The organism is Candidatus Nitrososphaera gargensis Ga9.2, from assembly GCF_000303155.1.
Taxonomy (GTDB): Archaea; Thermoproteota; Nitrososphaeria; order Nitrososphaerales; family Nitrososphaeraceae; genus Nitrososphaera; species Nitrososphaera gargensis.
This window is the reverse complement of sequence record NC_018719.1, coordinates 2,122,922-2,148,616: the sequence shown is the minus strand read 5'-3', so window position 1 is coordinate 2,148,616 and position 25,695 is coordinate 2,122,922. Positions and strand designations below refer to the sequence as shown.

Annotated in this window: 33 protein-coding genes and 2 pseudogenes; 16 read left to right on the top strand and 19 right to left on the bottom strand. The window is 44.3% G+C overall.

Annotated features, from left to right (window positions below; genetic code table 11):
• Positions 1-8: 8 nt before the first annotated feature.
• The 5 genes and pseudogenes from NGAR_RS12955 (at position 9) to NGAR_RS12940 (ending at position 5,360) form a co-directional block, all read left to right on the top strand.
• The gene (locus NGAR_RS12955; RefSeq protein WP_228369184.1) at positions 9-848 is read left to right on the top strand and encodes a metal ABC transporter permease; all 840 of its coding nucleotides are present in this window, start codon (positions 9-11) and stop codon (positions 846-848) included.
• Between the two features lie 655 nt (positions 849-1,503).
• Positions 1,504-1,909: pseudogene (gene tnpA, locus NGAR_RS12950) on the top strand (IS200/IS605 family transposase).
• Positions 1,906-2,364 carry an RNA-guided endonuclease InsQ/TnpB family protein gene (locus NGAR_RS18535; RefSeq protein ID WP_015020212.1) on the top strand — a complete coding sequence of 153 codons (459 nt, stop codon included), beginning with the start codon at positions 1,906-1,908 and terminating at the stop codon, positions 2,362-2,364. The pseudogene tnpA and the gene NGAR_RS18535 overlap by 4 nt, the downstream one beginning before the upstream one ends.
• A 9-nt stretch (positions 2,365-2,373) precedes the next feature.
• Positions 2,374-3,075, top strand: a complete 702-nt coding sequence (locus NGAR_RS18530) for an RNA-guided endonuclease InsQ/TnpB family protein (protein WP_015020211.1) — start codon at positions 2,374-2,376, stop codon at positions 3,073-3,075.
• A gap of 407 nt (positions 3,076-3,482) precedes the next feature.
• Positions 3,483-5,360 (top strand): potassium transporter TrkG, encoded by a 1,878-nt coding sequence (locus NGAR_RS12940; RefSeq protein ID WP_148681452.1) that lies wholly within the window; start codon positions 3,483-3,485, stop codon positions 5,358-5,360.
• Positions 5,361-5,433: 73 nt separating this feature from the next.
• On the opposite strand, the gene NGAR_RS17780 is transcribed toward NGAR_RS12940, so the two are convergent.
• From NGAR_RS17780 to NGAR_RS12920, 5 genes are all read right to left on the bottom strand, one after another.
• Positions 5,434-5,574: a hypothetical protein gene (locus tag NGAR_RS17780; protein WP_187147506.1), complete on the bottom strand. Its 141-nt coding sequence runs from the start codon at positions 5,572-5,574 to the stop codon at positions 5,434-5,436.
• Positions 5,575-5,682: 108 nt separating this feature from the next.
• Positions 5,683-5,991, bottom strand: a complete 309-nt coding sequence (locus NGAR_RS12935; RefSeq protein WP_148681451.1) for a hypothetical protein — start codon at positions 5,989-5,991, stop codon at positions 5,683-5,685.
• Between the two features lie 34 nt (positions 5,992-6,025).
• Positions 6,026-6,505 carry a HEAT repeat domain-containing protein gene (locus NGAR_RS12930; protein ID WP_228369183.1) on the bottom strand — a complete coding sequence of 160 codons (480 nt, stop codon included), beginning with the start codon at positions 6,503-6,505 and terminating at the stop codon, positions 6,026-6,028.
• Positions 6,506-7,094: 589 nt separating this feature from the next.
• Positions 7,095-7,547, bottom strand: coding sequence for a hypothetical protein (locus tag NGAR_RS12925; RefSeq protein ID WP_015020206.1), 453 nt, complete (start codon positions 7,545-7,547; stop codon positions 7,095-7,097).
• 190 nt (positions 7,548-7,737) lie between these two features.
• Positions 7,738-7,965, bottom strand: a complete 228-nt coding sequence (locus NGAR_RS12920) for a hypothetical protein (RefSeq protein ID WP_015020205.1) — start codon at positions 7,963-7,965, stop codon at positions 7,738-7,740.
• A 588-nt stretch (positions 7,966-8,553) separates the two neighbouring features.
• Here NGAR_RS12920 and NGAR_RS12915 point away from each other — a divergent pair.
• The 5 genes from NGAR_RS12915 (at position 8,554) to NGAR_RS12900 (ending at position 11,794) form a co-directional block, all read left to right on the top strand.
• On the top strand, positions 8,554-9,015 hold the full coding sequence (locus NGAR_RS12915; RefSeq protein ID WP_148681450.1) for a hypothetical protein: 462 nt from the start codon (positions 8,554-8,556) through the stop codon (positions 9,013-9,015).
• A 191-nt stretch (positions 9,016-9,206) separates the two neighbouring features.
• Positions 9,207-9,359 carry a hypothetical protein gene (locus tag NGAR_RS17775; RefSeq protein WP_187147505.1) on the top strand — a complete coding sequence of 51 codons (153 nt, stop codon included), beginning with the start codon at positions 9,207-9,209 and terminating at the stop codon, positions 9,357-9,359.
• Between the two features lie 144 nt (positions 9,360-9,503).
• Positions 9,504-10,295: a twin-arginine translocase subunit TatC gene (gene tatC, locus NGAR_RS12910; RefSeq protein ID WP_015020203.1), complete on the top strand. Its 792-nt coding sequence runs from the start codon at positions 9,504-9,506 to the stop codon at positions 10,293-10,295.
• Between the two features lie 30 nt (positions 10,296-10,325).
• Complete coding sequence (gene tatA, locus NGAR_RS12905) at positions 10,326-10,649, top strand: twin-arginine translocase TatA/TatE family subunit (protein WP_015020202.1); 324 nt, start codon at positions 10,326-10,328, stop codon at positions 10,647-10,649.
• A gap of 44 nt (positions 10,650-10,693) precedes the next feature.
• Complete coding sequence (locus tag NGAR_RS12900) at positions 10,694-11,794, top strand: formate--phosphoribosylaminoimidazolecarboxamide ligase family protein (protein ID WP_015020201.1); 1,101 nt, start codon at positions 10,694-10,696, stop codon at positions 11,792-11,794.
• Positions 11,795-11,942: 148 nt separating this feature from the next.
• Here the strand turns inward: NGAR_RS12900 and NGAR_RS12895 are convergent, their stop codons facing one another.
• The 3 genes from NGAR_RS12895 to NGAR_RS12885 are packed head-to-tail and all read right to left on the bottom strand — an operon-like array spanning position 11,943 to position 13,515.
• Complete coding sequence (locus NGAR_RS12895) at positions 11,943-12,410, bottom strand: hypothetical protein (protein WP_015020200.1); 468 nt, start codon at positions 12,408-12,410, stop codon at positions 11,943-11,945.
• A gap of 9 nt (positions 12,411-12,419) precedes the next feature.
• Entirely contained in the window at positions 12,420-12,983 is a 564-nt protein-coding gene (locus tag NGAR_RS12890; protein WP_015020199.1) for a TlpA family protein disulfide reductase, read from the bottom strand.
• A 1-nt stretch (position 12,984) separates the two neighbouring features.
• Positions 12,985-13,515, bottom strand: coding sequence for a hypothetical protein (locus tag NGAR_RS12885; RefSeq protein WP_015020198.1), 531 nt, complete (start codon positions 13,513-13,515; stop codon positions 12,985-12,987).
• A gap of 163 nt (positions 13,516-13,678) precedes the next feature.
• On the opposite strand from NGAR_RS12885, the gene NGAR_RS12880 reads away from it, so the two are divergent.
• On the top strand, positions 13,679-14,032 hold the full coding sequence (locus tag NGAR_RS12880) for a winged helix-turn-helix transcriptional regulator (RefSeq protein ID WP_015020197.1): 354 nt from the start codon (positions 13,679-13,681) through the stop codon (positions 14,030-14,032).
• Between the two features lie 40 nt (positions 14,033-14,072).
• Here the strand turns inward: NGAR_RS12880 and NGAR_RS12875 are convergent, their stop codons facing one another.
• A complete protein-coding gene (locus NGAR_RS12875; RefSeq protein WP_015020196.1) occupies positions 14,073-14,651 on the bottom strand; it encodes a DUF3231 family protein in 579 nt (192 codons plus the stop codon).
• A 258-nt stretch (positions 14,652-14,909) separates the two neighbouring features.
• On the opposite strand from NGAR_RS12875, the gene NGAR_RS12870 reads away from it, so the two are divergent.
• Positions 14,910-15,128 (top strand): hypothetical protein, encoded by a 219-nt coding sequence (locus tag NGAR_RS12870; protein ID WP_148681448.1) that lies wholly within the window; start codon positions 14,910-14,912, stop codon positions 15,126-15,128.
• Between the two features lie 263 nt (positions 15,129-15,391).
• Positions 15,392-16,801: a mercury(II) reductase gene (merA, locus tag NGAR_RS12865; RefSeq protein WP_228369182.1), complete on the top strand. Its 1,410-nt coding sequence runs from the start codon at positions 15,392-15,394 to the stop codon at positions 16,799-16,801.
• A gap of 6 nt (positions 16,802-16,807) precedes the next feature.
• Here the strand turns inward: merA and NGAR_RS12860 are convergent, their stop codons facing one another.
• The 7 genes and pseudogenes from NGAR_RS12860 to NGAR_RS12825 form a co-directional block, all read right to left on the bottom strand.
• Positions 16,808-17,098, bottom strand: a complete 291-nt coding sequence (locus NGAR_RS12860; RefSeq protein ID WP_187147504.1) for a thioredoxin family protein — start codon at positions 17,096-17,098, stop codon at positions 16,808-16,810.
• A 54-nt stretch (positions 17,099-17,152) separates the two neighbouring features.
• A complete protein-coding gene (locus tag NGAR_RS12855; RefSeq protein ID WP_015020192.1) occupies positions 17,153-17,542 on the bottom strand; it encodes an NAD(P)/FAD-dependent oxidoreductase in 390 nt (129 codons plus the stop codon).
• 16 nt (positions 17,543-17,558) lie between these two features.
• Positions 17,559-17,933 (bottom strand): annotated as a pseudogene (locus NGAR_RS19125) (FAD-dependent oxidoreductase); the annotation flags it as partial.
• 27 nt (positions 17,934-17,960) lie between these two features.
• Positions 17,961-18,305 carry an FAD-dependent oxidoreductase gene (locus NGAR_RS19120; protein ID WP_015020190.1) on the bottom strand — a complete coding sequence of 115 codons (345 nt, stop codon included), beginning with the start codon at positions 18,303-18,305 and terminating at the stop codon, positions 17,961-17,963.
• 217 nt (positions 18,306-18,522) lie between these two features.
• Positions 18,523-19,200 carry a hypothetical protein gene (locus tag NGAR_RS18520; protein WP_228369181.1) on the bottom strand — a complete coding sequence of 226 codons (678 nt, stop codon included), beginning with the start codon at positions 19,198-19,200 and terminating at the stop codon, positions 18,523-18,525.
• A gap of 584 nt (positions 19,201-19,784) precedes the next feature.
• Positions 19,785-20,216, bottom strand: a complete 432-nt coding sequence (locus NGAR_RS12830; protein ID WP_015020187.1) for a PepSY domain-containing protein — start codon at positions 20,214-20,216, stop codon at positions 19,785-19,787.
• A gap of 81 nt (positions 20,217-20,297) precedes the next feature.
• Positions 20,298-20,669 (bottom strand): hypothetical protein, encoded by a 372-nt coding sequence (locus tag NGAR_RS12825; protein WP_187147503.1) that lies wholly within the window; start codon positions 20,667-20,669, stop codon positions 20,298-20,300.
• A 255-nt stretch (positions 20,670-20,924) separates the two neighbouring features.
• Between NGAR_RS12825 and NGAR_RS12820 the strand changes: the two genes are divergently transcribed.
• Positions 20,925-21,407, top strand: coding sequence for a cupredoxin domain-containing protein (locus NGAR_RS12820; protein WP_015020185.1), 483 nt, complete (start codon positions 20,925-20,927; stop codon positions 21,405-21,407).
• 403 nt (positions 21,408-21,810) lie between these two features.
• On the opposite strand, the gene NGAR_RS12815 is transcribed toward NGAR_RS12820, so the two are convergent.
• Positions 21,811-22,119, bottom strand: coding sequence for a hypothetical protein (locus tag NGAR_RS12815; RefSeq protein WP_148681444.1), 309 nt, complete (start codon positions 22,117-22,119; stop codon positions 21,811-21,813).
• Positions 22,120-22,433: 314 nt separating this feature from the next.
• A complete protein-coding gene (locus NGAR_RS12810; protein WP_015020183.1) occupies positions 22,434-23,945 on the bottom strand; it encodes a B12-binding domain-containing radical SAM protein in 1,512 nt (503 codons plus the stop codon).
• Between the two features lie 338 nt (positions 23,946-24,283).
• Here NGAR_RS12810 and NGAR_RS12805 point away from each other — a divergent pair, with 338 nt between their 5' ends.
• Complete coding sequence (locus tag NGAR_RS12805; protein WP_015020181.1) at positions 24,284-24,559, top strand: radical SAM protein; 276 nt, start codon at positions 24,284-24,286, stop codon at positions 24,557-24,559.
• A gap of 107 nt (positions 24,560-24,666) precedes the next feature.
• A complete protein-coding gene (locus tag NGAR_RS12800; protein ID WP_015020180.1) occupies positions 24,667-25,086 on the top strand; it encodes a hypothetical protein in 420 nt (139 codons plus the stop codon).
• 164 nt (positions 25,087-25,250) lie between these two features.
• Here NGAR_RS12800 and NGAR_RS12795 read toward each other — a convergent pair whose 3' ends face one another.
• A complete protein-coding gene (locus NGAR_RS12795) occupies positions 25,251-25,676 on the bottom strand; it encodes a bifunctional nuclease family protein (protein WP_015020179.1) in 426 nt (141 codons plus the stop codon).
• Positions 25,677-25,695: the final 19 nt, after the last annotated feature.

Sequence of the window (25,695 nt, the reverse complement as noted above, 5' to 3'; positions counted from 1 at the left end):
TAAGAAATATGGTGCTGGAAATTCTAGAGACAGCATTTATTCAGAGAGCGCTTGTGACAGGCATAGCTGTCGCAGTCATATGCTCTGCTGTCGGCTTCTTTCTTGTCTTAAGAAGGCACTCTCTATTTGGCGACGCGCTGTCCCATATGGCATTTGGCGGAATTGCAGTCGGCCTGTTCACAAACATCTACCCTTTGTGGACTGCTATCGTAGTATCCGTCCTAGCAGCGCTGGGTATGACGAAGCTCAGGCAATCTACTAAAGTGCCACCTGATGCAACTGTGGCTGTCCTTCTTTCGTCAGGTCTTGCATTGGGAATAGTGCTTGTGAGCATATCAGGCGGCTTTAGCGTAGACCTGTTCAGCTTTCTTTTCGGAAGCATACTGCTTGTGAGCCCAGATGAAGTTTACATCATCATTGGGCTGTCAGCCGGAATAATGGCCATATTGCTTCTGCTCTACCGCAAGTTCATGTACATAGCGTTTGACGAGGAGCAGGCAAAGGTCAGCGGGCTGCAAGTGTCAAAACTGAACTATCTTTTCATAGTGCTTGCAAGCATCACAGTCATTGCGTCCATAAGGCTAGTGGGCATACTGCTGATTTCTTCTCTCATAGTCATACCAAACATAACAGCGATGCTGTTTGGAAAGGGCTTTCGCAAGACTGCAATAATCTCAGGAGCAATAGCTGTCTCTTCAGTCATTGCAGGCATACTGATATCCTATGCAGCAAACATAGCCACAGGCGGGACAATAGTGCTTGTGCTTGTGATGATATTCCTCGCAGCCCTTGTTGCAAAGAAGGCTGAAAGAACCAAGAGGCTCGCAGGCATTAAAGCTGAAGCATAATTGGAGGACACTATGCCGATCACGTATAATAGGGTCAGTTGCAGGTCATGCTGCTCCTTGCTTGCAGTCACAAAAGTCTGCAAACATTGCGATGAACCTACTATATGGAACTGTCCCAACTGCCTGACAACATATGACTCGATTCATTTGCATAACACAAAACAGAAGGAGCCGATAAGAACTGAAGCGTGTTGAGCAAGTGCAACAGCTCGCCGGCAGCAAATCTATGGTCTTCATGCTACCAGCTAATAGCCACCGGATGCATGGCTCTAGTCATGAATGGACGAGAAGTGACAATGGACAGGTTGTATATCGTATCAAATCAAACTAGCAGGCAAACAACAGGTAGGCTTTCACAAAATGTCTTGCCACTATAGTTATGTCAAGTCTCCGGTTGCTGATAATATCCTAATAATTACACTTCAACAACGGATAGCTCGACAACATCGAATTATTGTATCGCCATATGACGAACAATAGAGTGTATTATAACAATTTATCATGCATGTTTAATAGAGTCTCGCTCTACCCTATTGGGAGAATTTAGCCTGACGAAGGGTATGGGAAACAAAGAAACCCCACACTCTTTAGAGGTGGGATGAATTTGTTTCCCATCATGAAAATCTTATATACATAACATACATCTAATGTCTTGTTGCCAAAAGGCTACAGTCGCTCTGAAACATCAGTTCATTTTATGAACTACCATTTTGTATGGTGTCCAAAATATTGAAGAAAGGTCTTAATTGGTAACAAAATTGAAAAGCGATTGAAAGAGCTACTGGTAGAAAGAGTGAAAGAAATTGGTTGTAAATTAATATCTCTTGAAATAATGCCAGATCATGTACATATCTTTGTAGAAGCACACAACCTACAGCAACTCCAAACAGAATAGTTGCCAATTTGAAGGGATACACATCAAAAAGATTCTCAGAGAAGAATTCCCAGAACTGAAGAGTAGATTGCCAACTCTTTGGACTAGAAGTTACTTTGTTTCAACACACGGTCATGTTTCAGCCGATGTAATCAAAAAATATATCGAGGAACAGAAAGGAGTATGACAAAAAGAACATACAAGTTTCGTCTCTATCCAACGGAAGAACAGGTGAAAAAATTGGAAGATACTATCGAAACATGCAGGCATCTCTACAATGATTCACTTGGCGAAAGGCGTGTAGATTGGGATGTCGGATTCTATGAACAGAAACAGCTACTGACTCTGAGAAAGCAGGACAGCAAATATCTAAAGCAGGTACACAGCCAGGTGCTGCAAGATGTTATCCTGAGGCTAGACAAGGCGTATCAGGCATTCTTCAAGAAACTTGCCAAGTATCCCAAATTCAAAAGGAAAGACAAGTACAATTCATTTACATATCCTCAATACAACAATGGTTGGAAAATCAAGGACAACAATAAGCTTGTGTTATCGTGCATAGGTTCCATTAAAATTAAGATGCACAGGATACCTATTGGTACATTGAAAAGCTGTACCATAGTAAGAGATGTCGATCAATAGTATGCTTGCATGACTACTGACGATAATGTTGAAAAATCTATCAAGATCGATGTAACAAAATCTGTCGGAATAGATGTTGGCTTGATTAATTGGCTCGCATTGAGTGACGGCAGAATGATAGAAAATCCACTAGACTTTGACGCACAGGCAAAGAAGATCAAGAAACTACAGAGGAATCTGTCACGCAAGGAGAAAGGTTCTCACAACAGGGAGAAGGCAAGGGTTGCTTTGGCAAAAGCGTGGAGGCAGGTGAGAAGATGTCGTGATGATTTTGTACACAAGACATCAAAAATGCTTGTAGATGAAGGATATACTCTAGTAGTATTTGAGAAACTGAATATCGTTAACATGGTAAAGAACCACAATCTAGCATCGGCAATAATGGATGCCACCTGGGGAAAGCTGCGCCAATTAACTGCCTATAAGGTAGAGCGGCGTGGCGGACGTTGCATAACAGTCAACCCAAGTGGTACATCGCAGAAATGCTCTGGGTGCGGAGTGGAAACAAAAGAAAAGCTTGACCTGTCGATACGCACGTTTGAATGTCATAGCTGTGGCCTTGTACTCGATAGAGACATGAACGCAGCAAAGAACATTCTGAAATCGGGTCTGGAACAGGCCCGTGCAGAGACAGAACCTCTACTTATCCGACAACGGATAAGCAAGTTTCAGTCGAGGAAGCAAGAAGCCCACGTCTTAAGACGTGGGTAGTTCACACAAGATAACGACAGAGAATAAGGAATTATTCTATTGCTTGCCGAGGCTCACAAAGCTGGCTATAACAACTGTCAGTACCGTATTGGCAGACTGACGCGATATTAATAGTTGCAGGGACGCTCTTCTGGAGAACAAACAAAATTTTATTTCAAAGAAAAACTGTTGCTCCATATTCTTTCTGGCTTTGCTAGGCTGACGAGGCAGACCAGTAAGGCATTTGACGAACTCTTAAAGCTCTTATCTGCTAATCATAATTGATGAGTTCATCTGGAATCCAAAGGATCAACACAAAAATGTAAGCCAAACCTCTGGACCCACTCAAAATTCTATTATGATGATGATAACGTGATCAACTGTCATAATGGTTATTAGCATTGGCTACTTGCTAACTCCATTCTGAGATGCAAGACCCGTTAGAGCGACCAGTGGCATCTTATGCGACTAACCGCTTTTTGCTGATAGACGGACGGACTAATGTTGCAGTGGCGGTCAGGCAGATGCAGGTAAACAAGATGGAGGCCATTGTCGTAACTCACGGCGGCTCTCCTGTTGGAATTGTTACTGATAGCGACATCCTTGAGAAGGTGGTAATCAAAGGCGAGGATTCTGACGAGGTATTGCTGAAAGATGTCATGACATCTCCCATCATAACGCTGCCAAAGGGTTCGACTGGAAAAGAAGCACTTGAATCGATGAAGTCCAACAAGATAAAGCGCATTCTCATAACCGACAGGGAAAACGGAGGAAACGACCGGATAATAGGAATGGTCACACAAAAGACGTTGGCAAACGCTGTTCGGACTTCGGTCATTGAAAGGACTTTTCGCAAATACAGGGCGAGTATAAGGGAGCGTTACAAGCCAGTCCTTGGGAACCTCGGATTTGTCATGCAGTTTGCAGGCATCCTGATGGTAGTTCCTGCCTTCCTTGGAACCGCGCATGAAGAATTCGCCCCTACTACAGGCATGTACCTTGCAGTCGTTGGCATGTTTTCAACAGGCTTTGTGCTAAATGCGTATGGTGAACGCGGCCCGCTGAGCCTGAAGGAAGCGTCCATTCTTGTAATTTCCAGCTTTATCCTGCTGAGCTTCTTTGGCAGCTTTCCATATATGTACTTGAACCCATTCTGGCCAGAGATAGATGGTCTTTCCCTGTTTGTAAATAGCTTTTTTGAAAGCATCTCCGGATTCACCACTACAGGTATGACCATGATAACCCAGCCAGAGAACCTGCCCCAAAGTTTTGTGTTCTTCCGGTCCTATACGCAGTGGATAGGCGGTCTGAGTTTCATTTACCTGATCATGGCTATTTTCTACCCAGAGAAAAAACTGAAGGCCATAAGGGGAGTACTTGGCGGCGACGCGCTCGAGTATAGGCAGCTCATTGTAACCATAGTACTAATCTTTAGCGCATATACTGCCGTGCTCTTTCTCATACTCTTGTTCTTAAATGTATCAAATCCTGTCTACGATATATCGCTTGTATTTAGTGCCATTGTGGGTGGCGGCTTTACTCCGGATTCGACAATTGTTTCTGTTGGCAATATAGTTCATCTGCTTGTGGCCAGCGTGGCAATGATAATATCGGCCCTACCGTTTGCTTTCCATTATTCTATTTTTTACAAGAGCATGCGCATCAGGAAAATAGGCATCGAGGTTCTGGCATATATTGTGCTTCTGGTGACGTCTGCAGCAATTCTTGCGGCTATTGCAGGGATTGAATGGTTGCCAGCGGCCTTCCATTCGGTCAGTGCGTCCACGAATACAGGATTTCAATTCGTAGATATCCAAGTGCTGCCAACTGAAGCGAAAATCGTTATGATAGTGCTGATGCTTATAGGAGGAACGGCATTTTCTACTGCAGGAGGCATAAAGATAGGACGGTTTTTGCTGCTATTTCAAAAGCTTGTCAAAAGAACAGACATGATCGAAACTCCTTCCTCGATTTCAAGACTTGCAGTCGTACCTGATCAAGCGATAGATTTTAAAGCGAAAAAAGAATCAGATAAACTGCTCAGAGAGACGCTACTTGTCATCGCGCTTTTTCCCGCAGTAGCTGTGCTAAGCGGCCTTGCTCTTGGCTACCTCAATAATGCCAATACCCTTGATGCAGTATTCAGCTCAACCTCTTCGCTTACCAATACAGGGCTCCAAGTTGGATTGGTCTCTATGGATTCCGACTTGATTACCAAATCCATACTTGCAGCAAACATGATAGCAGGCAGATTTGAGATCATTGCAATTCTCTACATATTCTTTGCATCGCTAAGAAGAGTATAACAAGATCGGTGCTTGCATAGCTAATCTTCTGTGACAGGAATTTGTTGAGCCGTAAGGTGTCCGGATTATGCTGCTATGCTGCTGTCACGACCCTCATTTCAGACTTGCGGGCAGTAGTATGAACCCTTTTTATGTGGTTCTTCAACTCGCCCATGCTTCCGCCGACATCAACGTTGCATGTTGGACATCTCCATTTTTCTCCAATAACTCCCATGCAAAATGGATGCAAATATCACTTATACAGATTGCCTTTGCTAGTTCTGCAATATAATAAGATAGCTGAGCATCTTTAGAACAGGGCTTTTGAGTATATTTTGCTGTATCAAACGCCGGCCAGCTTTGCACGGCCATAAAGGCGCGCTTGATGCAGCTCTCCTATTTCGTCGCGCCTGTGCTTTCTACGCTCAAGGACATAACCACTTGTCGAGTGGTATATTATCACCATGTCTTTTGGATAGAATGAGAGCATTTCGTGGTTGGCAGAATCTGACGCCATGTGCCGCAGATGGATTCGCTCCCAAGAAAAGAGCTCGTCTATCTTGCCTCGGAAATGAAAGGTGCTGCCGCAGGGGCACTTAACATCGCGCCAGCTCCCCGAGATGTTTCGCAGCCAAGTGCTGTCATCAGACAATGCAATCACGATGAGATCCTGTGGTCTTATTATTCTATCCGCCCGTCATCTTTGTGAACCGGCTGTTGCTATTTGTGTTTCTGATGTAGTCAAGATTCGCAAGGGCCACGACTGCGGACTCTCTTACCTCTTCACTCTCATCCTTTAAGGCGTCGTTAAGTACCTTTCTTGCCTCTTCCGAGCCAATGACTCCCAGTGCGACTGCCGCCTCGTGCCGGACGAAAAAGCTCGGATCCGACCTAACTGCGTTAGCAAGGGCAGTAATCCCGCTTGTAAAACCCAGCTGGCCCAATGAAAACGCTGCTTCGTGCCTTACCAACGCATTCTTGTCCTCCTTTAGCACTTTGCCTATGGGGCTGACTGCGTTTTCGCCGGCAATATCGGCGAGGATGCAGACTGCGCGCGTGCGGACAACCGAATCTGGATGGTCCAGCAGCTCCTTGAAGTACTGCTCATTCTTAATCTCAAATTGCTTTTCCATCTCCTCGAATAGCTTGATCCTGTCATATGCCATATGTGCGACACTACAGAAAGCAAAGGGCTTTTATTTTTTCGCCCTGTCGACAGCTCGGGAGCGGATCACTTTGGCCAAGATATCATCTGTAACTCGTACGTTGCCATATGACAGAGGCATCTTTTCGGAAAATGAAGAAGAATGACATTAAGCCAACTCCAAGCCGAGAAGCAATACAAACAAGAATAGTTCCGCTAATCTTCTATTCGACTATCGTACGATTTACAAGTCGCAATTATCCCTGTCGATTAAGGTAAACTTAGAGACTAAACTCGAATGAGATATCCTCTTTTAGAGTTTTGATTAGGGCCTCAATTGCAACGCCACTGCGGGAGCCCATCGGTAGTTTTGCCAAGAGAACTTGCTACGCCAAGATTACCGCATGACGCATTTCCTTTGGACCACCTTTTCACCATACAACGAACGCGCCAAGGGTCCGAATACAATGGCCGCATTGGAGCGCGCATACTGCGTTGTGATTACATCTGCCTTTTTGCCAATATCCTCAATACTCGTCACAACACTATCTCTTGCAGCCTCGGCCTTTTTAACTGTGCCATCTAGAGTATCTGCAAGAGACTTCATTCTTTCATTCAATATCTTCTTCTTGAGCTCTCCTTTCAGCTGCCGCCCTTCGTCCTTCGAGAGCAATAACTTCCGGTTCAAGTGTGTTTTTCGTCTCAAGGTCTTTAATGTCCTTTCTAAGCGCAGTTGTGATATTGCTCAAGCTGTCATGTAATTTCACCTTGTCCTTAAGCGCTGAAGGATTCCCGCCTTCGTCATCTACCAGCTGCTTGAATGCTATGACATCTACATGAGCAATTCCTTCTTTATGAAGAGCCAAAAGGTCTTCTATCGCGTTCATTTCTTTTGCATATGTTGCTTTGAGATTGTCGATCTTTTCATCTATGCCTTTTATTTCACTTTGCTTTGTCAAGATCTCACGTTCAAAGCCAGAAAGAGGCTCGTACTTCGTTAGTATATCTTCTGTCAATTTTTCCATGGCCTGCTTTTTTCCGCTCTTCAGCCAAATTTTGTTCAAGCTGCCTTAGATCTTTTTGCAGCGCGGCCGTTTTTACTTCAATATCGGCATTTAGATTTTCTTTATCTTCAATGTACTGCGGAAGATAAGAGATGTCCCGGCCATGTTTTCAATTTCTCGGTGATAGCCAAAAGATTTTCCTTTAGCGCTTCTTGGTCGATACCATGCTTTTCGCAATAGTTCGAGATTGTCAACGCGTCAGCCAGATCGGGCCATGATTTTCCGCTTTTGCATATTGTATTCCCACACGCGTTATTGCATCTACATTTGCGGCCCCAAAGCGGACTTTTTCCTTGGCAAAAATCCCGCTAATTTTGCCGGTACTGAAGCCGTTTTTGCGATTTATCTCGTCATGGTTGTATCCTTGGTAACGTAGTGACAGGACTTCTTCATCTGGAGCTAATTCACTGCTACTCAAATTATGGTAGTTTGGCTTTTCCTGGTTAAAGGGATTTTTGTCAAAGGCGATTTTTATATAGGTAGACTACATCTGCGGTGACTGGCTGCTTGCGGCAGTACCGGGTTTGCCATGTGCGTCCTTAGAACATATTATGTGGCCGCTCGGGATCAAGAGTTCAGATACAGTTATGTTTCATTTCGTGTAGCGTCATTTGCGTCATTTTTCCGTCAGGAGACTGCCACCAACCAGTCATTTTAGTCAAAAAGTTGTCAAACTTGAGGTATCCTTAGTTGTTATTGTGGCTAAATCGATCTTGTCCGGCACGGGATACTAACACTGTTTTACGCACTATACTAAATTATCAGATGACAAAATCGACTCTAAAATGACGGATCTTGGCCAGAATTGACGGACCTGATACCTTTGCACACAGCAACAGATCAAAATACTCCAATGGAGGTTAAGATATGAGAACCCGACCAGCAGCAATCAACCAAGGGTCCAGCGCACGAGCTCGCACATACATATATCATGAATAATAAGTTACCTCTAATGTGCAAGTTATGGTAACTTATTATAGCGCCTCGGATTACCGTTGGGGCATATATGCGCGTAAGGTACTGGCGTCTAGGCATCACCGACGTTTTGAATTCGGGCTATCCTGCCGAGAAGGCCAACCACTGGGATATAAAGTGCATGCAGGGCGAGTACGAGCACTTTGGTGTTTTTTGGTACCGCTACGGCACACCATTTGATAAGGAGCCGGTGCACGGCATCTGCTTCTACTTCAACGACATACCCCGAAAGACGGTTGACGAGCTGGCATCATTTTTGCAAAGCAAGTTTGGAGGACAGCTTCTCTACCGGCAGGCCAGAGGATTTTTGCAAGGGTCAAAAGAGTTTGCCGATGGCAAGTCTGTAGCGATACTTGCCAACGAACTGAGCCTCAAGTTCAACGCCCCAGTCGAGCTCACAATAGAGTTTGAGAAGGCTACAAAAGAAGAGATAGATCAGGAGGCATTCAAGCTTCCCGCTTCAAAGGCGCTCCCGATACCCGGCCCCGACTGATATTGTATATGGCATTAGGTGCCAGCTTGATTTAATTATCTGATTGGACCTTATACATATACAGTCACGAATCATCATATCGACAACCTCAGACAAGGAAAAGGCAAGCATGCGAGACATGTTAAACAGGATCATAGAAGGCAAAGTTGACGCAAACCGCTGATACATAGACGATGTCTTGGAAAAGTTGCATGATCAAAACCACCGATATTAACCTTGAAAAACTGGTCATCGAATTAGCCATGATGGAAGCGGAGAAAAAGGCCGGCAATTTGCAGACTGCATTTCGCCACAAAGTCATGACAGTACTTACAAGGGCATTATGGAAAAGGCATTTGGAATAACCTAGTAGCGTGTAACGTTCGCCGCACATACATGCAATGTGCTCCTTTGAATTCTTGCTCTTTATAGGACTATTCTTTGCAAATTACGCTCCATATGGCAATGCTTAGCATTATATTTCTCGGGTGCTTACCTACTCAGTGTCCATGGCCGCAGGGATGACCATCCGGGAGCACATTGAGGAGCTTCGGACAAGGGTGTTCAGGGTTGCGCTCTCGATAATCATCATCACTGTTTTTGCCATGACATTTGACCTCCGGCCCGTAGAGGTCGCCGGCCTGCCGCTTGCATACCCGTACCCTGACCCGATACACAACATTTCCACCCGGCTTACGTTCTACATGCAGGACACTCTGCTCCCGGAGGGCGTTGGCCTCATCCAGACCGCCCCCGGGCAGGCGTTCTTTGCCCAGATATACGTGTCTGCACTGATAGGGCTTATCGCGTCGATACCCATTATCGTTAGGGAAATATCCGCGTTCATTTCGCCGGCGATAAGCACCAAGACGAAAATCGGGGTGTTAAACATCTTTCTTCCTGCAGTCGCGCTGTTTGTCACAGGTCTTGTATTTTCCTATTTTGTAGTCATACCATTCACCCTCAACTTTCTGTACCAGTACGGCGAGGCTCTTAACGTCGCGACCTTCCTCACGATAAACGACTTTATCTCGTTTGTAATGCAGTTCTTCCTCGGCTTTGGGGTCGCCTTCCAGCTGCCGATAGTGATGTACGGCATCTCGATGACAGACGCAGTTTCGCCCCGCTTTTGGCGCGACAACTTCCGCTATGCCGCCCTAATACTGGTGATATTTGGGGCCATAATCACCCCCGATGGGAGCGGGGTGACGATGTGGTTCGTGGCCGGTCCTATGCTCGTGCTGTACGCCGCAGGCATGCTGGTTGTTGAGAGAAGGGCGGCTGTCAAAACTAACACTTAAATTCTTAAGCAAGCTAACCTATTGCAGGAGATGGTTGCAGAAGGACTGTCAGGTCTCATAATGCAGTTCGTCGGAGGCTGGGAATGGATAATCATTATCGGCCTCATTGTAGTGGTCTTTTTCGGAGCGAAAAAGATCCCCGAGCTTGCAAGGTCATTTGGCAAGGCAACAGCCGAGTTTGAAAAGGCCAGGATTGAAGCCAAGCGCGAGCTCCAGGAAATGAAAAGCGAGGGCCGCGTCGGCAGGGAAAAGCTCGAAGCCATAGCTGACTCGCTTGGCATTGACTACACCAACAAGAACGACGAAGAGCTAAGGGCTGCAATCGAAGTAGAGCTGAACAAGAGCAAGCAGTAGTAGCTTAAAACCTTTTTATTATATTCCATTTTCACTCTAGGCTGTTGATCGGCCTCCAGCAGATCGCATCCATTGTCGACCGGTATGACCCGAAGAATGTCACTGTGGGCACCATCGGCAGCCACTCGGCGCTTGAAGTGATGGACGGCGCCAAGGACGAAGGCATGAAGACGGTGTGCATCTGTCAGAAGGGGAGAGACCTGCCGTACAGGCGCTTCAAACGTCTGGCCGACGAAATCATACTGCTTGACAAGTTTTCCGACATTATGAACAGGGAGAACCAGGAAAGGCTCAGAGAGCTCAATACCATAATGGTGGCGCACCGGGCCTTTACCGCTTACCTTGGATATGACAACATCGAGAACAATCTGAAGGTCCCGATATTTGGCAACAGGTCGCTTTTGCGCGCAGAGGAGCGCACCGCGCCGCGCAACCAATACTACCTTCTGGAGAAGGCAGGCATCCGCCACCCAAAGCTCTACCGCAAGTCTTCCGATATTGATGGGCCGGCCATGATCAAGGTGCAAGAAGCAAAGCGGAAGCTAGAAAGGGCGTTTTTCATCGTGTCGTCGTACGAAGACTACAAGAAAAAGTCAAAGCAAAAGATCGAGCAGGGGCTCGTCACCAAGCAGGATCTTGACAAGGCGACGATAGAGGAATACGTGCCAGGCACGTATTTCAACCTGAATTACTTTGTGTCCCCGCTCACCGGTGAAACCGAGTTCCTCGGAATCGAAAGGAGGCTGCAGACCAACGTGCACGACTTTGTGTCGCTCCCAGCAAGGCAGCAGATTGAGATGGACCTGCCGCAGCCATCGAACATCGAAGTTGGGCACACACCGGCGAGCATCCGAGAGTCGCTCCTTGAGAAGGTCTTTGAGATGGGCGACAAGTTTGCAGTCGCAGTCAGAAAAGAGTACCCACCGGGGGTGATCGGGCCGATCTCGCTGCAGAGCGTCGTGACGACCGACCTTGATTTTGTAGTGTATGACGTGTCCTTGCGGGTGCCGGGCAACCCCATAATGGCGACGACTAGCCCATACACCAAATATTATTACGGCCACACGATGGGAGTCGGCCGCAGGATCGCGATGGAGATCAAGGATGCGGCGGCGCAGAGGAAGTTGCGTGACATCGTCACCTGATTGGCGCGCGCACGTATGTATATGTACGTGCGCGTTTCCAGTGGTTCCAGTCGAGATATCAAAAGTATAAAAGAATTAAACTGTTATTTTATTGCATGACAAGAGGCAGTCAGACCGGGAGTAATAATATATACAACAGTGGCCGCTCTTATGGTCTCATCATTAATTCTGCTTTTCTGAATCCGCCTAGCTTGTAGATAGAAAATAGCACTATTGCTATGGACATTGCAGTAAAAATAGGCGAGTATGCTGTTAGAAAAAGTGCCTGCCCTAAAGGCAGAAGAATGCCTATGAATGAGAAGCAGGCAGGACATACACCAACCATGAATCCAACAGCTGAGCCAGCAAAACCCGTTCTCGCTGCTTCTGGCTTGCAGTCAAAGCACTTGTTTCTTGTGAACATATAAAGAGAGATAAACATGCCAAAGAAAATGGAGAATGTAATGTATAATATTGAGCTCCACGGTTTCTGCAGCAAGTCAAGGAACCATATGTCAAATGCAAGCAGCGTGTTCGTAAGCTGAATCAGAGGAAGAAGAAAGAAGATGCCTGTTGCTGTTAAAGCTGCTATGGCAGGTTTATATTTCAAAGCAGAAAGGAGCCTTATGCCTGACATTTTCTACCACTACGCGAGAAGCGGCTCCAATACCTGCTTTACCTTTGAATATTCGAGCGGGTTGACATCTACCCATTTTACAATGCCATTGCTGTCAAATACATATTTAGTATCAAGGTATCGCACATGGTATTCCTGCGGCATCTGCTCGCTCTCTGCCACATACCAGTCATCCCTTCCATAATTTTGCTTCCATTGCAGATATTGCTCATCGGTTTCCCTCGGATCTACAAATACGATTAAGACATTGAAAGCATTTCCGCCAGTTTCGTCATCAAGCTTTGCAATGTTTTGAGCTCCGATCTGGCATGGAGTGCACCATGTGGTTGTAAAGAAAATGAGCACAGGCTTGCCTACAAATGTTTGCTTTGTTATACTGCCATTCTCAGGGTCAGTTAAACTAAAGCTGGGCGCGGAGTTACCAACCTTCAATCCTTCTGCCTTTTCATTTCCTGAAACAGTAGTAAGGCTTAGACTGTTAGAAGTCTGAAATGAAGAGCTCATGGCTGCAACTGCTATTATCACGGCAGCTACTGCAGCCCCTCCTATCGTTGCATACTTCTTGTTAACCATTCTAGCATCTCTCCATTTTTGCTATCTTTTTTGATACAAAATACGTTCCAGCAGCCAAGACTACTACTGTGAGCGGAGCCATAAACTTGCTGTATATAGACAGAGAAGAGAAGGCAGCCGGGCCTATTGCAAGCGCAAGTAACCCCCCACCACAGCATGAAAAGCTTGTAAAGAAAGCAGGAACAATGCCGAATAATCCTTTTGATTCTGGTTTCTTTTGTATGCCGCATACTTTCGCAACTCGTCTTGAATAGAACATTAGGGCAGTATTGATGCCTACAAGAAATGAGGAAGCCACAAGAAAGGCAAGCGCTCCGTAAAAGATGAAGAAGAATATGTTATCGGTAGGAATAGCTGATATTCCAAGATAGCTTGTCCTGAAGACAGGAATGCCGGATGCAGAAGAAAGGCCGGGAACATATGATATTATACCGACTGTTATGATATAGATTATAGCATATGCAAGTCCAGATGCTAAGGCTATTGTCCTATACTTTGGAGTTCTAAGGACATGCTTGATAGGCCTAAACATAGGATCTGGAGTCTGAAGACTTCGCATTTACCGTCACTGTTACCTCCCGATGAATAGGATTTAAGCTATCAAGTTTATAGCGAGATAGTCACTATTGAAAAGGATAGCTATGCAAAGCTACAGAAAGGAAAGCAATTATACTATCGCTTCTACAGTTTAAGGCATGGCTAAGTCAAACAGAGCGATATGTCTCTGTCCGCTTGAAGGCGTCATAGACATAATCAGCAAGAAATGGGCGCTTTTGATAGTCAATGAGATAGGCAACCACGGACGCATACGTTATAATGATTTGATGAAGGAGATACAGGCAATAAGCCCGAAAACTTTAGCTGATACGCTCAAAGAGCTAGTCAAATACAACCTTGTGAAAAGAGAGGCATTCAATGAGATCCCGCCAAGAGTGGATTACACTCTGACAAAAGACGGCGAAGAGCTCAGGAAATCAATCATACCCATATTGCAATGGGCTCTTTCAAAGAAGGGGACTGTCATCGCCCACTGCTCCTGCTCTATATGATTCCAAAGGGAAAAAGAATAGAAAAGGAAGACCTATCTGCTTAAGGTGTCAGGCTTTCCTTTAGCTTCTGTCCTGCTTTTGACATCTTTGTCATAGTCGGGCTAATTTCAGGCAGCTTTTGCAAATGTCCCTTGCTTACTGCTAGGTCGTGGAATGCCACATGCCATCTATTTGCCCGATGGAAGTTCTGGATAAACGCATCTCTTATGTCTGTGCGCTGGCTGTTTATTGCGCCCATGTCCCAAAGCTGCATAAAGCTTCTTGCAGCAAACCATTGCCCGACTACTATCATTTGATCATCAATTGCGTTTATCTGAACATCATGAACCTTGTCAGGGCTTGTAGCATTCTGCTCAGAGACAGGCACATCATAGCCGCCATCCTGCAGTATCTTTTTCATCGACATAAAGTTTTGATTGCACACATCCATCAGATAGGTCTTGATTGCCTGCTTGATTTCGGAGTCTTTTGCCACTGCGATATACATATTGCATTGACCCATGCATACATATTCTCTTAGAAGACCTTCCATCACTACTGTGAACTCGCTTGATGATAGTGAATCTCTGTCGGCATAATGCTTCCTATATCTCTCCTCTGCATATGCGGTGTTTTTCAGTCCTGCCGAGGACTTGATCTACGTCAGATTTAGTCACCATGCTCAATACCTCCATGCAAATTATTTAGTGATTAGACACGGTTGTTAGAGAACCAAAACGCTTGCCTTCAAAACATAAATAATTCAGCCGAGGCTCCCTGTAATCTTTTAACTTTCTTCAAAGATAGTGACTATCCCGATTGAAACTTTGCTTGTTAAATAGCCGTCTGGCAAAGATTGTTCATGTTCTGCTGTGCAGGTCTTTTCGGCGGATTCGTCTTGGGAGCTGCTACTGGAATACCATGGATGCCCCTTGTCGCAGCTGGTATTGGAGCGGGCGGAGGGATACTGACAGACATCACGATATTAAGAGCGCTTGATGAAAGGAAGGAGAAAAACGCCAAGAGTCAACCAATAAATCGGGCGATAGCATGCTGTAATAGCCTCATTAGGAAAAAGAAACAGAAATCCGAAGACCTAGAACTCCCAGCCGATTAATACTATCTCCAAACATAGTCACTATTACACTATAAACTACATATCTTAAATACTATACATTTGATAGTAATACTGCAATGTGCGATTGTTGTTGTGGAACAAGCGAAATGTCGGAAAAAAGTCTGAGAAAAAGGTAGGCGAGATACTTCAAGAGATTAAAGAGACCAAGAGAAAGCAAAAGGTGTGATATACATGGCATCTCAGACTGTAACTATTTTTTACTCTACGGGCAATGAAATAGTAACGAGTGAGGAATGGCAATAATGAAAAATGGCGAATACGACCTGATAATTATCGGCGGTGGAGCGGCTGCATTTAGCGCGGCCATAAAAGCAAATATGCATGGTGTAAAAACAGCAATGATAGAGCGCGCTGCGTTAGGAGGCACATGTGTCAACGTAGGATGTGTCCCTAGCAAAAACCTGCTTGGCGTAGGAGAAATGCTTCACTCAGCAAAGAAACCCCCTTATCCTTCTGTCTTTCCATGCGATTCAGATTTTGATTTTTCCAAGACAATTGAGGCTAAAGACGCGCTTGTAAAGGGATTGCGCAAGCAAAAGTACTATGATGTATTGCAGTCGCTTGAGCATGTAGATCTTGTAGAGGCAAGCGCTTCATTTGTCTCTCCAAAGAAACTCAAAGTTGATGGCAAGCAATTCGAGGCCAATAAATTCATTATCGCCGCTGGCTCCTCGCCATCTGTTCCAAGATTCAAAGGAATAGAGAATGTAAAGTATCTGACTAACAATGAAGCGTTAGCATTGAAGGAAAAGCCGTCTTCAATGATAGTGATAGGCGGCCGTGCTCTTGGTCTTGAATTTGCACAGATGTATGCCCGGTTTGGCACCACAGTGACTGTATTGCAGAGAAGCGACAGGATAATTCCAGAGCATGAGCCTGAAATATCGCAAGGACTGCATCAATATCTAACTGAAGAAGGCATAGAAATTGTCACTGGCGTTAACGTGCAGGAAGTATGGCAGAAGAATGGAAGTAGGTTTATCAAAGTATCTGTAAATAAGCAAGAAAGAGTGTTTGAAGCAGAACAGTTGCTGATGGCAACCGGCAGAAGACCAAATACTGCTGATTTGCATCTGGAAAATGCCGGCGTCAAGCTAAGAGAAGATGGAGCTATAGTTGTCAATTCGGAGATGCGCACGAGTGCACCTCACATCTGGGCCGGCGGCGACGTTGTAGGCGAGCCTATGCTTGAAACGCTGGCGGCAAAGGCAGGTGCAACCGCTGCCGAGAATGCATTGACGGGCAGCCACAAAAAGATTGATCTGCTCTCTGTACCATCTGCTATTTTCACTTCGCCGCAAGTCGCAAACGTTGGTATGACAGAAAAGCAGATGATGCAGAAATACAATTACTGCTCGTGTCGAACTCTGTCAATGAAAGAAGTGCCTAAAGCGCTGACGGTCAACGATACAAAAGGCTTGATCAAAATGGCTATAGATCCAAAGAAGAACAATCGCATTGTAGGCGTGCACATTCTTGCAAGCATTGCAGCAGATATGATTCACGAGGCAGTAATGGCTATAAAATACAAGTTGACGATTGATGACATTATTGACACAGTGCATGTGTTTCCAACAATGTCTGAAGCAATAAAACTTGTAGCGACGGCCTTCAAGCAGGACGTAAGCAAGCTATCATGCTGTGCCGAGTAAAACTGCTTAAGACTTCCTTAATGGATATTCCTTTTTGAGCTTTTGATACAGCTCGTCGCTGCATATCCAAGGAAAATCTGGAATCCCAACGACTTTGATATTGCCATCAATGATTGTAGCTGGTACAGACGTTATGCCATAATCTCGCATCTTTCTCTTTACTCCATCGGTCATGTTATTTATATCATAGACTGTCTGTGAGCAGCCCTCACATTTGCCAATCTCAACTTCATCGGTTATATGCCTGCATAGTGGGCAGCCGGCGGAGAATATCTCTATTGCGTGATTCTGTTTCACGCCAGCATTTAGCAATTCAACGATTTAAACTGCTCTATCCAAACGTTTTCTGCATTAATGAAGCGAAGCATAACTTACGCCTTCTGCAAGTGAGGGATGGAAAAAAGGTAGATTTCCTAAATCAAATGTTGTCAGCCCAGCGCGCATCGCCACCATTATCATATGGATGATGTTGTCTGCCTCCTCTACGGACACCAGCCCGCCTATTATTTTGCCACTATCTTTTTCAAATATCGTTTTGATAAAACCGTCATTTTCATTCCAGTTGCCATTTATTATTTCTCTAGGGAATTTGTTGTAAGTAGCCTTGGCAGTAGAATATTTGATTCCCTTCTCCTTTGCTTCCCCTTCCATGACGCCCACGTGATAAATAGGCGGCTCTGTGTAATACACTTCTACTGCAAGATTCAAGTCCTGATGCTTCTTTATGTTTCCTTTAACCATGTTTATGGCAGCATACTCAGTCTAGGTTTCCAACTGTCGTCAGCTTTTTTGTCGTGTTTGTAATGTCACCACCTGCATAGATGTTTGGAACGGTAGTCTGCAAGTATTCATTGACCTTTATGCAAATCTTGTCATATTCAACTCCTACAGTGTCAAGGTTCAATCCGTCTATGTTGGGTATGCGCTTTGTCATATACAGAACCAAGTCAACTTCTGCCTTCTGCACAGTTCCATTAAATGTTTCATGGTGTACTGTAAGAGGATATTCAATTGATAGACCATTGCCCAGATCCATCTTATTCTTGCCGCTTGATTCTATCTTCTTGACTTTATCTTTCAAAAATACAGTTATGCCTTGGTCTGTGATTTTTCTGTAGAGTAACGAAGATACATCCTTGTCTTTTGAGAATAGCTCTTCTTATTGAAAGATAGATTGATTTGGCAAATGGTTGAATGTTGCATACTCCAATCCGCCAAAGCCCGCACCAATTATAAACACTCTTTTCTCGCCAGGCAGCTCTCTTAGTTTCAGTACTTGATCTCCATCTATTGCATATTGTATGCCTTCGACTGAGGGCACATGATATTTTGAGCCTGTACCTATCAGGATTTTATCTGCCTGCAAAATTTGACCGTCTTCGGTTATCACTTCATTCTTTGACCTTAGAGCTCCTCTGCTTTCAATAACTTCAGCACTCCACTCTCTCATCTTACCTGTTCTCAGCTGCATCATTCCTTTGACTATCTTTTCCTGATATTCCATTACTGATCTAAAGTCATGGATCTCGCCGTTGCCTTTTACAGAATAGCCAAACTTTTGACTTTTCTATCTTATTCTCATAGTGGTCAGCCTGCCAAATGGATTTGGTGGGGATACAACCTACCTGCAAGCATGTGCCGCCCAGACGTTCGCCTATTACTGTGGCAGTCTTGAATTCGTTAGACTCACATAATGCATGGAAATCTCATCTATGATTAATCTATCGAATAGCAGTAGGAGTAATGGCTGAGTAACCTGTTGCAACTATCAAAGTGTTAAGATCTAATGTATCAAATCTAACATGTACAGACTTTGAAATCTGTGCCCTGATGTGCTCAGGTATTCCTCCATAACACTTGTTCAGTATCTCTGTATTTTCCCATCCGCCTAAACTAGCTACATAGGCTAATGACCAATTAGTGGCTGCCAGATAATATTGAGCCATAGTGTGTCTGAATAAATGCAGCGGCTTGCCGTCAAAGTACAAGCCATCTCCTAGCGCGTAAACTCTGGTCTTTTCATTAAGCCAAGTGCCTTTGTCAAGCTCGGAAAATATCTTTCTGAACCAGATTGCGATCCTCTTTGCAAAATAGCTTGCTCTCAGACAGTTGGCTCTATCACTTTTAGCATCCTCAAAGAACATAAAATCTCTTTTTGGCAGCCTGTCATAAGCAGTTTCAACAATAGCGCGGCATTCTTCTGTAGGATACTTGACCCACCACTTGCCTTCCCTTGTCAAGTACCACGATGCTTTCTTTATCTTGGGTTCAAATTGCTCTACCCTGAACGCTGGAGACATGGCTATCCTATCCCAGCTCAATGATGCCATTGCAAAAGCTCTAGCCCCGGTATGCAGGTCAATGTTCATGAATGACCATGATTGCCAGTCATTTTTCATTTTCAAGCCGCCTGTTTACTGTTTCAATTTGCTCCGGCGTAAGCATATGATGTCTTTGTATTCGCCGAGCCTCTCAGATATGGTTGATAGACCATAACGCTTACCTTCTCCATGAGCAAAGTTGATACTATGAGAGGATAAAAAGCCGCGATACGCAACTATGGTGTTTGTACGCTGCATGTGAGGATATGCAGTATTGAACCAAGCAAGGAAATTCTGCCAGTATTCAATTGCAATTTCTTTGCGCTTTGCCGTATCTATCGGCATGCCATGACTGACCAGAGTTTCCGGCATGACCATAAGTTGATCAGATATGCCATGACTCATGCTTATCATGTACTGGATTCTATTTGCCGAAACCTTGCCTGATTTCAGATAGGTTATCCATTTTTAAATTGATGGAAGCTGGCTGTACTTTTCATTCTGGAGCTTGGCATACTCAAGGGATAATTGTTGCTGGAGCGATATGACAATGCCGCCATGACAGGGCATGCAAAGGACTTTGCTCATATCAGATTTGAAGAGTGGGATGGTGCTGGTAGCATTTCAGGTAGATGAGAGTTTCGACCAATATACACATAGAGCTACGGTTGCATCAGTATTTCGCCATTAGTGGCATCTATTACATAACCCCAGTCCCTATTGTTAGGTGCTGTAATACTTACTATCCATATGTACTGGCCTTCATAGTTAGGAAATTGGCTGTGATAAAGTGTTAGAGTGTCATGCAGTGCTGTTTTGTCAACTATAAATGAAAAGCCATTTGCTTTCACGTGCAAGAGAGTAGCTTCAATTTTCTTATCGTTAAGACTTTGTTCATCCCAATTCCCTTCTTTGATTGCTAGTTGTATTGCATCTTTTTCTGCTATCAGATTTGGAATAGCTGACCTTGTAAATTGCTGATATGCTAACAGCACGCCGGCTGTTACACCTAGAGCAAATAGAGATATTGTAAGCATTATGATAATACTTTTTCTATCACTTGCAAAAAGCTTGGAGCCTTTGGCTGAGCTCAAATTATGCATGTTATTGTGGTAGTAAGATTTATCGATTTATCCAAATGATCTTTTCAGCCTTTGGTTACTACCTGATATAGCTCATATCTGCCGCCAAACCTTGAACGCTTCATAAGCAAGCAATCCTGTGCCGGCTATTGCAAATACCATGACATAGACGCTATCTCTTCCTAGTACTATAGGTGCAGTAGCAAAATACATGACAGCTAGAGCTGCAAAAAAGGCCGCATAAAACAAAAGCCTTGGAAAACGTACCCTTCCTATATTCATGAAAAGCTCCATTATTCCTATGCTGACCTTTCTAGATGCAGAATATCTGCCATGCTCATCCTTTGTTGCCAGTCCAACTCTACAAAGTTTCTCTAAGTGATGAACTGCGACATTGACGCTTGAATAATCTGGTCTTCTTTGTACCTCTCTAGCCCCAATAGGGTCAGGAGAATCTAGCAGCATAAGATAGACTTGCAACGTTTTGCCCTGTAGTGCTTCCTTTAGTTCGGCATCCGTCGTTGCATCCTTCTTACCACTGTCATCTGCTGCTGGTGCCTACATGATAATTTCACTGTGATTTGCATGTCGCTTGATATTAAAGAAAACCTTCGTAGTGCCTGTTCCAACATTGGAACAGCTCTGAATGTCGCCTAGACAGCATTTGAACAAGAAATACAAACATTATGATAAAGTAGCAAGCAGTCGTAAAGATACCTGATGACAAACGAAAATAGCAACAACACCGATAAACGAAAAGGGCAGGAATCCAGAAGAAGGGCTATCATAGCTGCCTTGGTAGCCGGAGTTTCAGTGGCTGTCTTTACTGGGATAATTATCAATACCACGTTACCAAGAAACACATTTGCATTAGATGTAATCCATCCGCCACAGTCTGTTACTGTAACTATCCCTGCAGGCGCAAGCTTGGCTGATAACAATGTTAACTTTACGCCAAAAGACATTACAGTTGTTTTAGGAGTCAACAATACGGTAGTATGGGTAAATGAAAATGTCAATCCAGAGAGAGTCATTGGACAGGACGAGGACATGCCAGGTGGCTTTGGCAAGATAAGAACTCTGATTGAACCAGAGGGCGGAACTTTTGCCTTTACCTTCACAGAGGAAGGAACGTACAACTATCTCAGTGCCGCTCATCCATGGCTCCAAGGCACTGTGACTGTAAAGAAGGCAGACAGGTAGAGGTTTCTGCCTCATTCTTTTTTCCTAAATCCTTATTGAGCCTTGGTTATACCAATAGAAAGAATAAGTTAATTTGCCAGTATCTAGCTATAAAGCAGGTAAAGCCTAAATGGAATGGTGGCAGATAGTTGCAATAATTGTTCCGATAGTAACAGGCTTGGGCATTGCTGCGATTAAGGTGTCAAACTCAATGAGAAAGGTAGAATCGCTGAAGTTTAAGCCAAGATTTCTGTGTCCTCACTGCAGTAGGTATTATGAAACTATCGAGACTCACCTCTGTCATGTTAAATAATATGCTTCCGAGCCTCTAGTTAGTTGTCACTTCGGCTACGTCTATTTAGGATTGAGAAAGAGCTCATTAGACGCAACTTCAGACTGACTTAGGCACATGATAACTTATCCTTCAAAATGTCTGATGATGATTATTCTCCTTTTGTGGTTGTGGATTAAATGACGGCAACAATGGCAAACCCTTCAATCCCAATAACAATACGATACTGCCAATCGCTTTCAATAATAATCCTGTTAAGAAGAAAGTTTGAGATTGATCAGATTGACATTGCATTGGAACTGAAGTGCCTGAATCCATATAATGTCCTTCTAGCCACCTAAGACAATTTTCATAGGTATTTTTCTCCAAAAAGCCCTTTCCAATAAGTATAGCTCCAGCAGCGACTATGGCAATACCAACTGTAACTGTGATTCTATTCACTATACCATGTTATGGACTCTGTTACTCTTGTAGTTTTTGGATGATTTGAAAGCTGCTTTCGAGCCCTTGGTCTATCTTGTTGCATATTATATTACCCACTATCTTGATTGCATCTCGTTATGCAACAAAATCGAAACATAATTAGTTCTACTTAATTTCAGCATATCAAGAAGCTTAGCATCAATGACTTTTTGAACTGTTCATGAGTATGCAACAAGTTATGCAACGCTTTTGTTGCATAACGAGCGTGAATAGAGAGATTTTTGCAGTGAATTATTTATTGTGGGCGACTACTTTTACAAGCTGCTGATCTCTTACATTAATTCTACACCTGCAAAACGCTTTGCATCACGGTGTATAAGCCTGAGCGCATACCACAGGCCAAGCTTTGTGAATGTCACGGCAACCATCCTTACAATGGGATTAAAGTGCGCAGTGCCATACCAAACCCAGTTGGAAACTGTCTTGGCATTTAGGTACCAGCAGCGAAAGTAAAGCTCCCATTGTAATTTTGTCAGCTTGTTTGCCGTTACCGTTTTGTTGGGATCATGGTAATCTGTGTAAAGTAGTGGCGCGACTACACATGCCGTTCCATCCAGCGATTTGATCAGCTCTATGGTTTCTCTGACGTCATCGTCATCTTCTCCAGGCAGGCCAATTACAATAGTGTTTGCTATAAAGTAATAATTGTCATTGAGTAACTTGATGCCATCCCTGACTATCCAGGGCCATTCCTGAGGAGAAAATGGCTTGACTTTGTAAGGCATGTGTCTCTTTATTAATTTCGCAGACGCAGTCTCTAGCCCGATCTGCACTCCGTTCCATCTGTCCGGCCCAAAGTTGTTAATCTGTGACATCTGCCTTATGCATTCTGGCTCTGCCATTGCTGACGAGAATGTGAGGTGTACAGCACCAACGTAGTTAACATTTGGCAGAGACTTCATCTCCTTGAACAGATTTATCACAGCATCCTTGTTTGGCCTCAATTCAGAGTTGTCGCAACCATAAAGCAAGATTTCATCTGATTGCAGCCATACACTAGTGATCCCATGTTTCAGGTTGATCATCGCTTCCTTCTTTAACCGGTCAATTGGAAAATCTCTCTTCATCCTCAGGTTCGGATCGCAAAAGTCGCATCCTCTGCCGCATCCTCTCATAGCTTCTATGAGGCCGTTCGTTGTTGGGCCTTGTATGTACGGTATGTCCTTTATCGTATTTGTACGGGTAAATGTTATTTCCTGAGCATTGCCTGCTATTATATTCTGGTAGATCTCGGCGATCTTGTCATCTGCTTCCCCTATCACTAGGTGGTCTATGCCATACTCTTCTCGGATATTCTTATCAAACGATAGTTGCCACGCCCCGCTTCCGCCAACCACCACTTTAAACCCATATTTTTCTTTGAGGTCCTTTACTTTCATGCAGAGATCTCGGAATATTACTCTGTTGATGGTGACCACCTGACCTTGGGTTGTTGCAGAAGGAAATGGTCCTACTCCAAGCGGATCCATGACATTTAAGCCAACTATTTTTGTATCCTGTCCTATCGACTTGTTGATATGATCTGGGTGAGCTATGATTATGTCCTTTCTATCAAATCCACCTTGCATCAAGCCCGCTTCTATCCTTCGGAGTCCTAGGGGAGCTGCGTCGGCTTTGCCCGTGTTTTTATCAAACGGGACAGCCGGGCAGAACACCTGCTTGAACATGAATGGTGGTACATTCTCCGCAGGGAAGCACACTATGAACCCAAAAAGCATATTGTGCCTGTAATGCGACATGAGAGACCTGTCTGCAGTCAGAACGTACTGCCTTCCTTTAATCATAAATATAATAAGAAAGCAGTAACAAATTTATAAGAATTTTGACTTTGGTCAAATATACAAAACCTTTAGCACAATTACGCATCATTATTAATAAAAAATGCATTTCATGTTAAATATTAGCTTTTGTTCTATGAGAGCATGTCATTTGATACCGGTAAAGCAATCAGAGTTCTTGGAAAATAGTCATTCAATAGAATCGTTGGAAGAAGGCTGCCTCTGGTAGCAGTGTTTGGCATGACTCATTATTGCAACTTTGTGTGTCCCATGTGCCTCTTTAGCGATCTTAACAAGGAGAACCAGCTGAAATTTGCGGCAAAACATGATCTCAATACAGATCAATGGAAGATAGCTATGGCAAAGGCTGCCAAATATTGCATCTGGTCAATAATGGAGGAGGCGAGCCTACTTCAAGAAAGGATTTTCTTGAATTGATACAGCACCTGAAGAGTTTGCATCTGCCAGTAACCGTAGTTACCAACAGATCGTTCCTGCATACTTTTGACATAAAAATACTGAAAGAAAATATCGACAGCCTGTGCGTCAGTGTTGATTCAATACACAAAGACTTGTACTGCAAGATAAGAGGCGTCCTACAGAACAATACCACAGGGTGATGGATAACCTGCATGCTGTCGCAGAGCACAAGATGAACAGGTACATTAATGCTGTCATCACAAAGTGAAACACTGACGAGTTCATAACTGGCGAATACTTTGATCACATGTACAAGGAATTTGGGATTCCCACAATAACGCCAGCGCTTGTAGAGAACAGGGTAGGCGGCTTTGGATTTGACACATTGTCGCCAGATCAAGAAACTATTCGCAAGGTTGCTCAGGGCATCTTGAACTACACCAAGACTCATGACAAACCTTTCATTGGCGTGCCGCCCCTTTACTGGAAACAAATAGTTGATTTTGGAAGACCCATGTTCAAAGAATGTGGCGTGTGGAAAAGCCTGACTATACAGGCCAATGGCATGGTACGAATACCTTGCTGGAAACTAGCAGTACCGACGCAGCAGTACAATATACTGCAGTACGACATAGGCGAGCTCTGGAACATGCCGGAATGGGAAAACCTGAAGGTCTGTCATGACTGTGAGTACTTGCATGCGTATGGGTTTCATCGCAGAACGTGACGACGATTTTTGAACAAAGCAGGCAAGCAATGGCTAGAACTTTCGGCGCATGAGGTTGTTGTCAATTTTTTCTGGCGATGTTATTATTATACCAGATGATAGAGGCCTGTCAGAATTCGAATGCTTTAGCGTAATTGAGCTATATACCATTAGAACGATTATTATTAACGCTCTATCGCTTCTTCAAACAGGTTCTTCCTTACCTTGATTGGAATGTCATAGTAAGCTGCCAGTGCAATCGAGTCTGAAGCTCGGTAGTTCCGCAGCACCAGCTCGCCATCCTTCTTGCTCTTGAAGTAGAGGTTTGCCCGCAGCACAGAGCCGCTCTGGTAGACGTGCACTTCGACCAAGAGCAGATCCTGCATCACTGCGATCTCTTCTACAAGGTTGTATATCGTCGGGATGCTGCCTTTGTCGCCTTCCTGAAAGCGCGAAATATGCCTTGCAACTTCGCCGGAAAAGGCGCGCATTGGGAACTCTTTGCCGTCCTCAGACTTGAGCACGACGACTCCTTCCAGTCCCACTTGGTCCACGAACCCCACGTAGCTTATCCGGGCTGGGATGTATTCTTCGTCCTGAAGGTCTGGCATTGTGTCTACTATACACGTA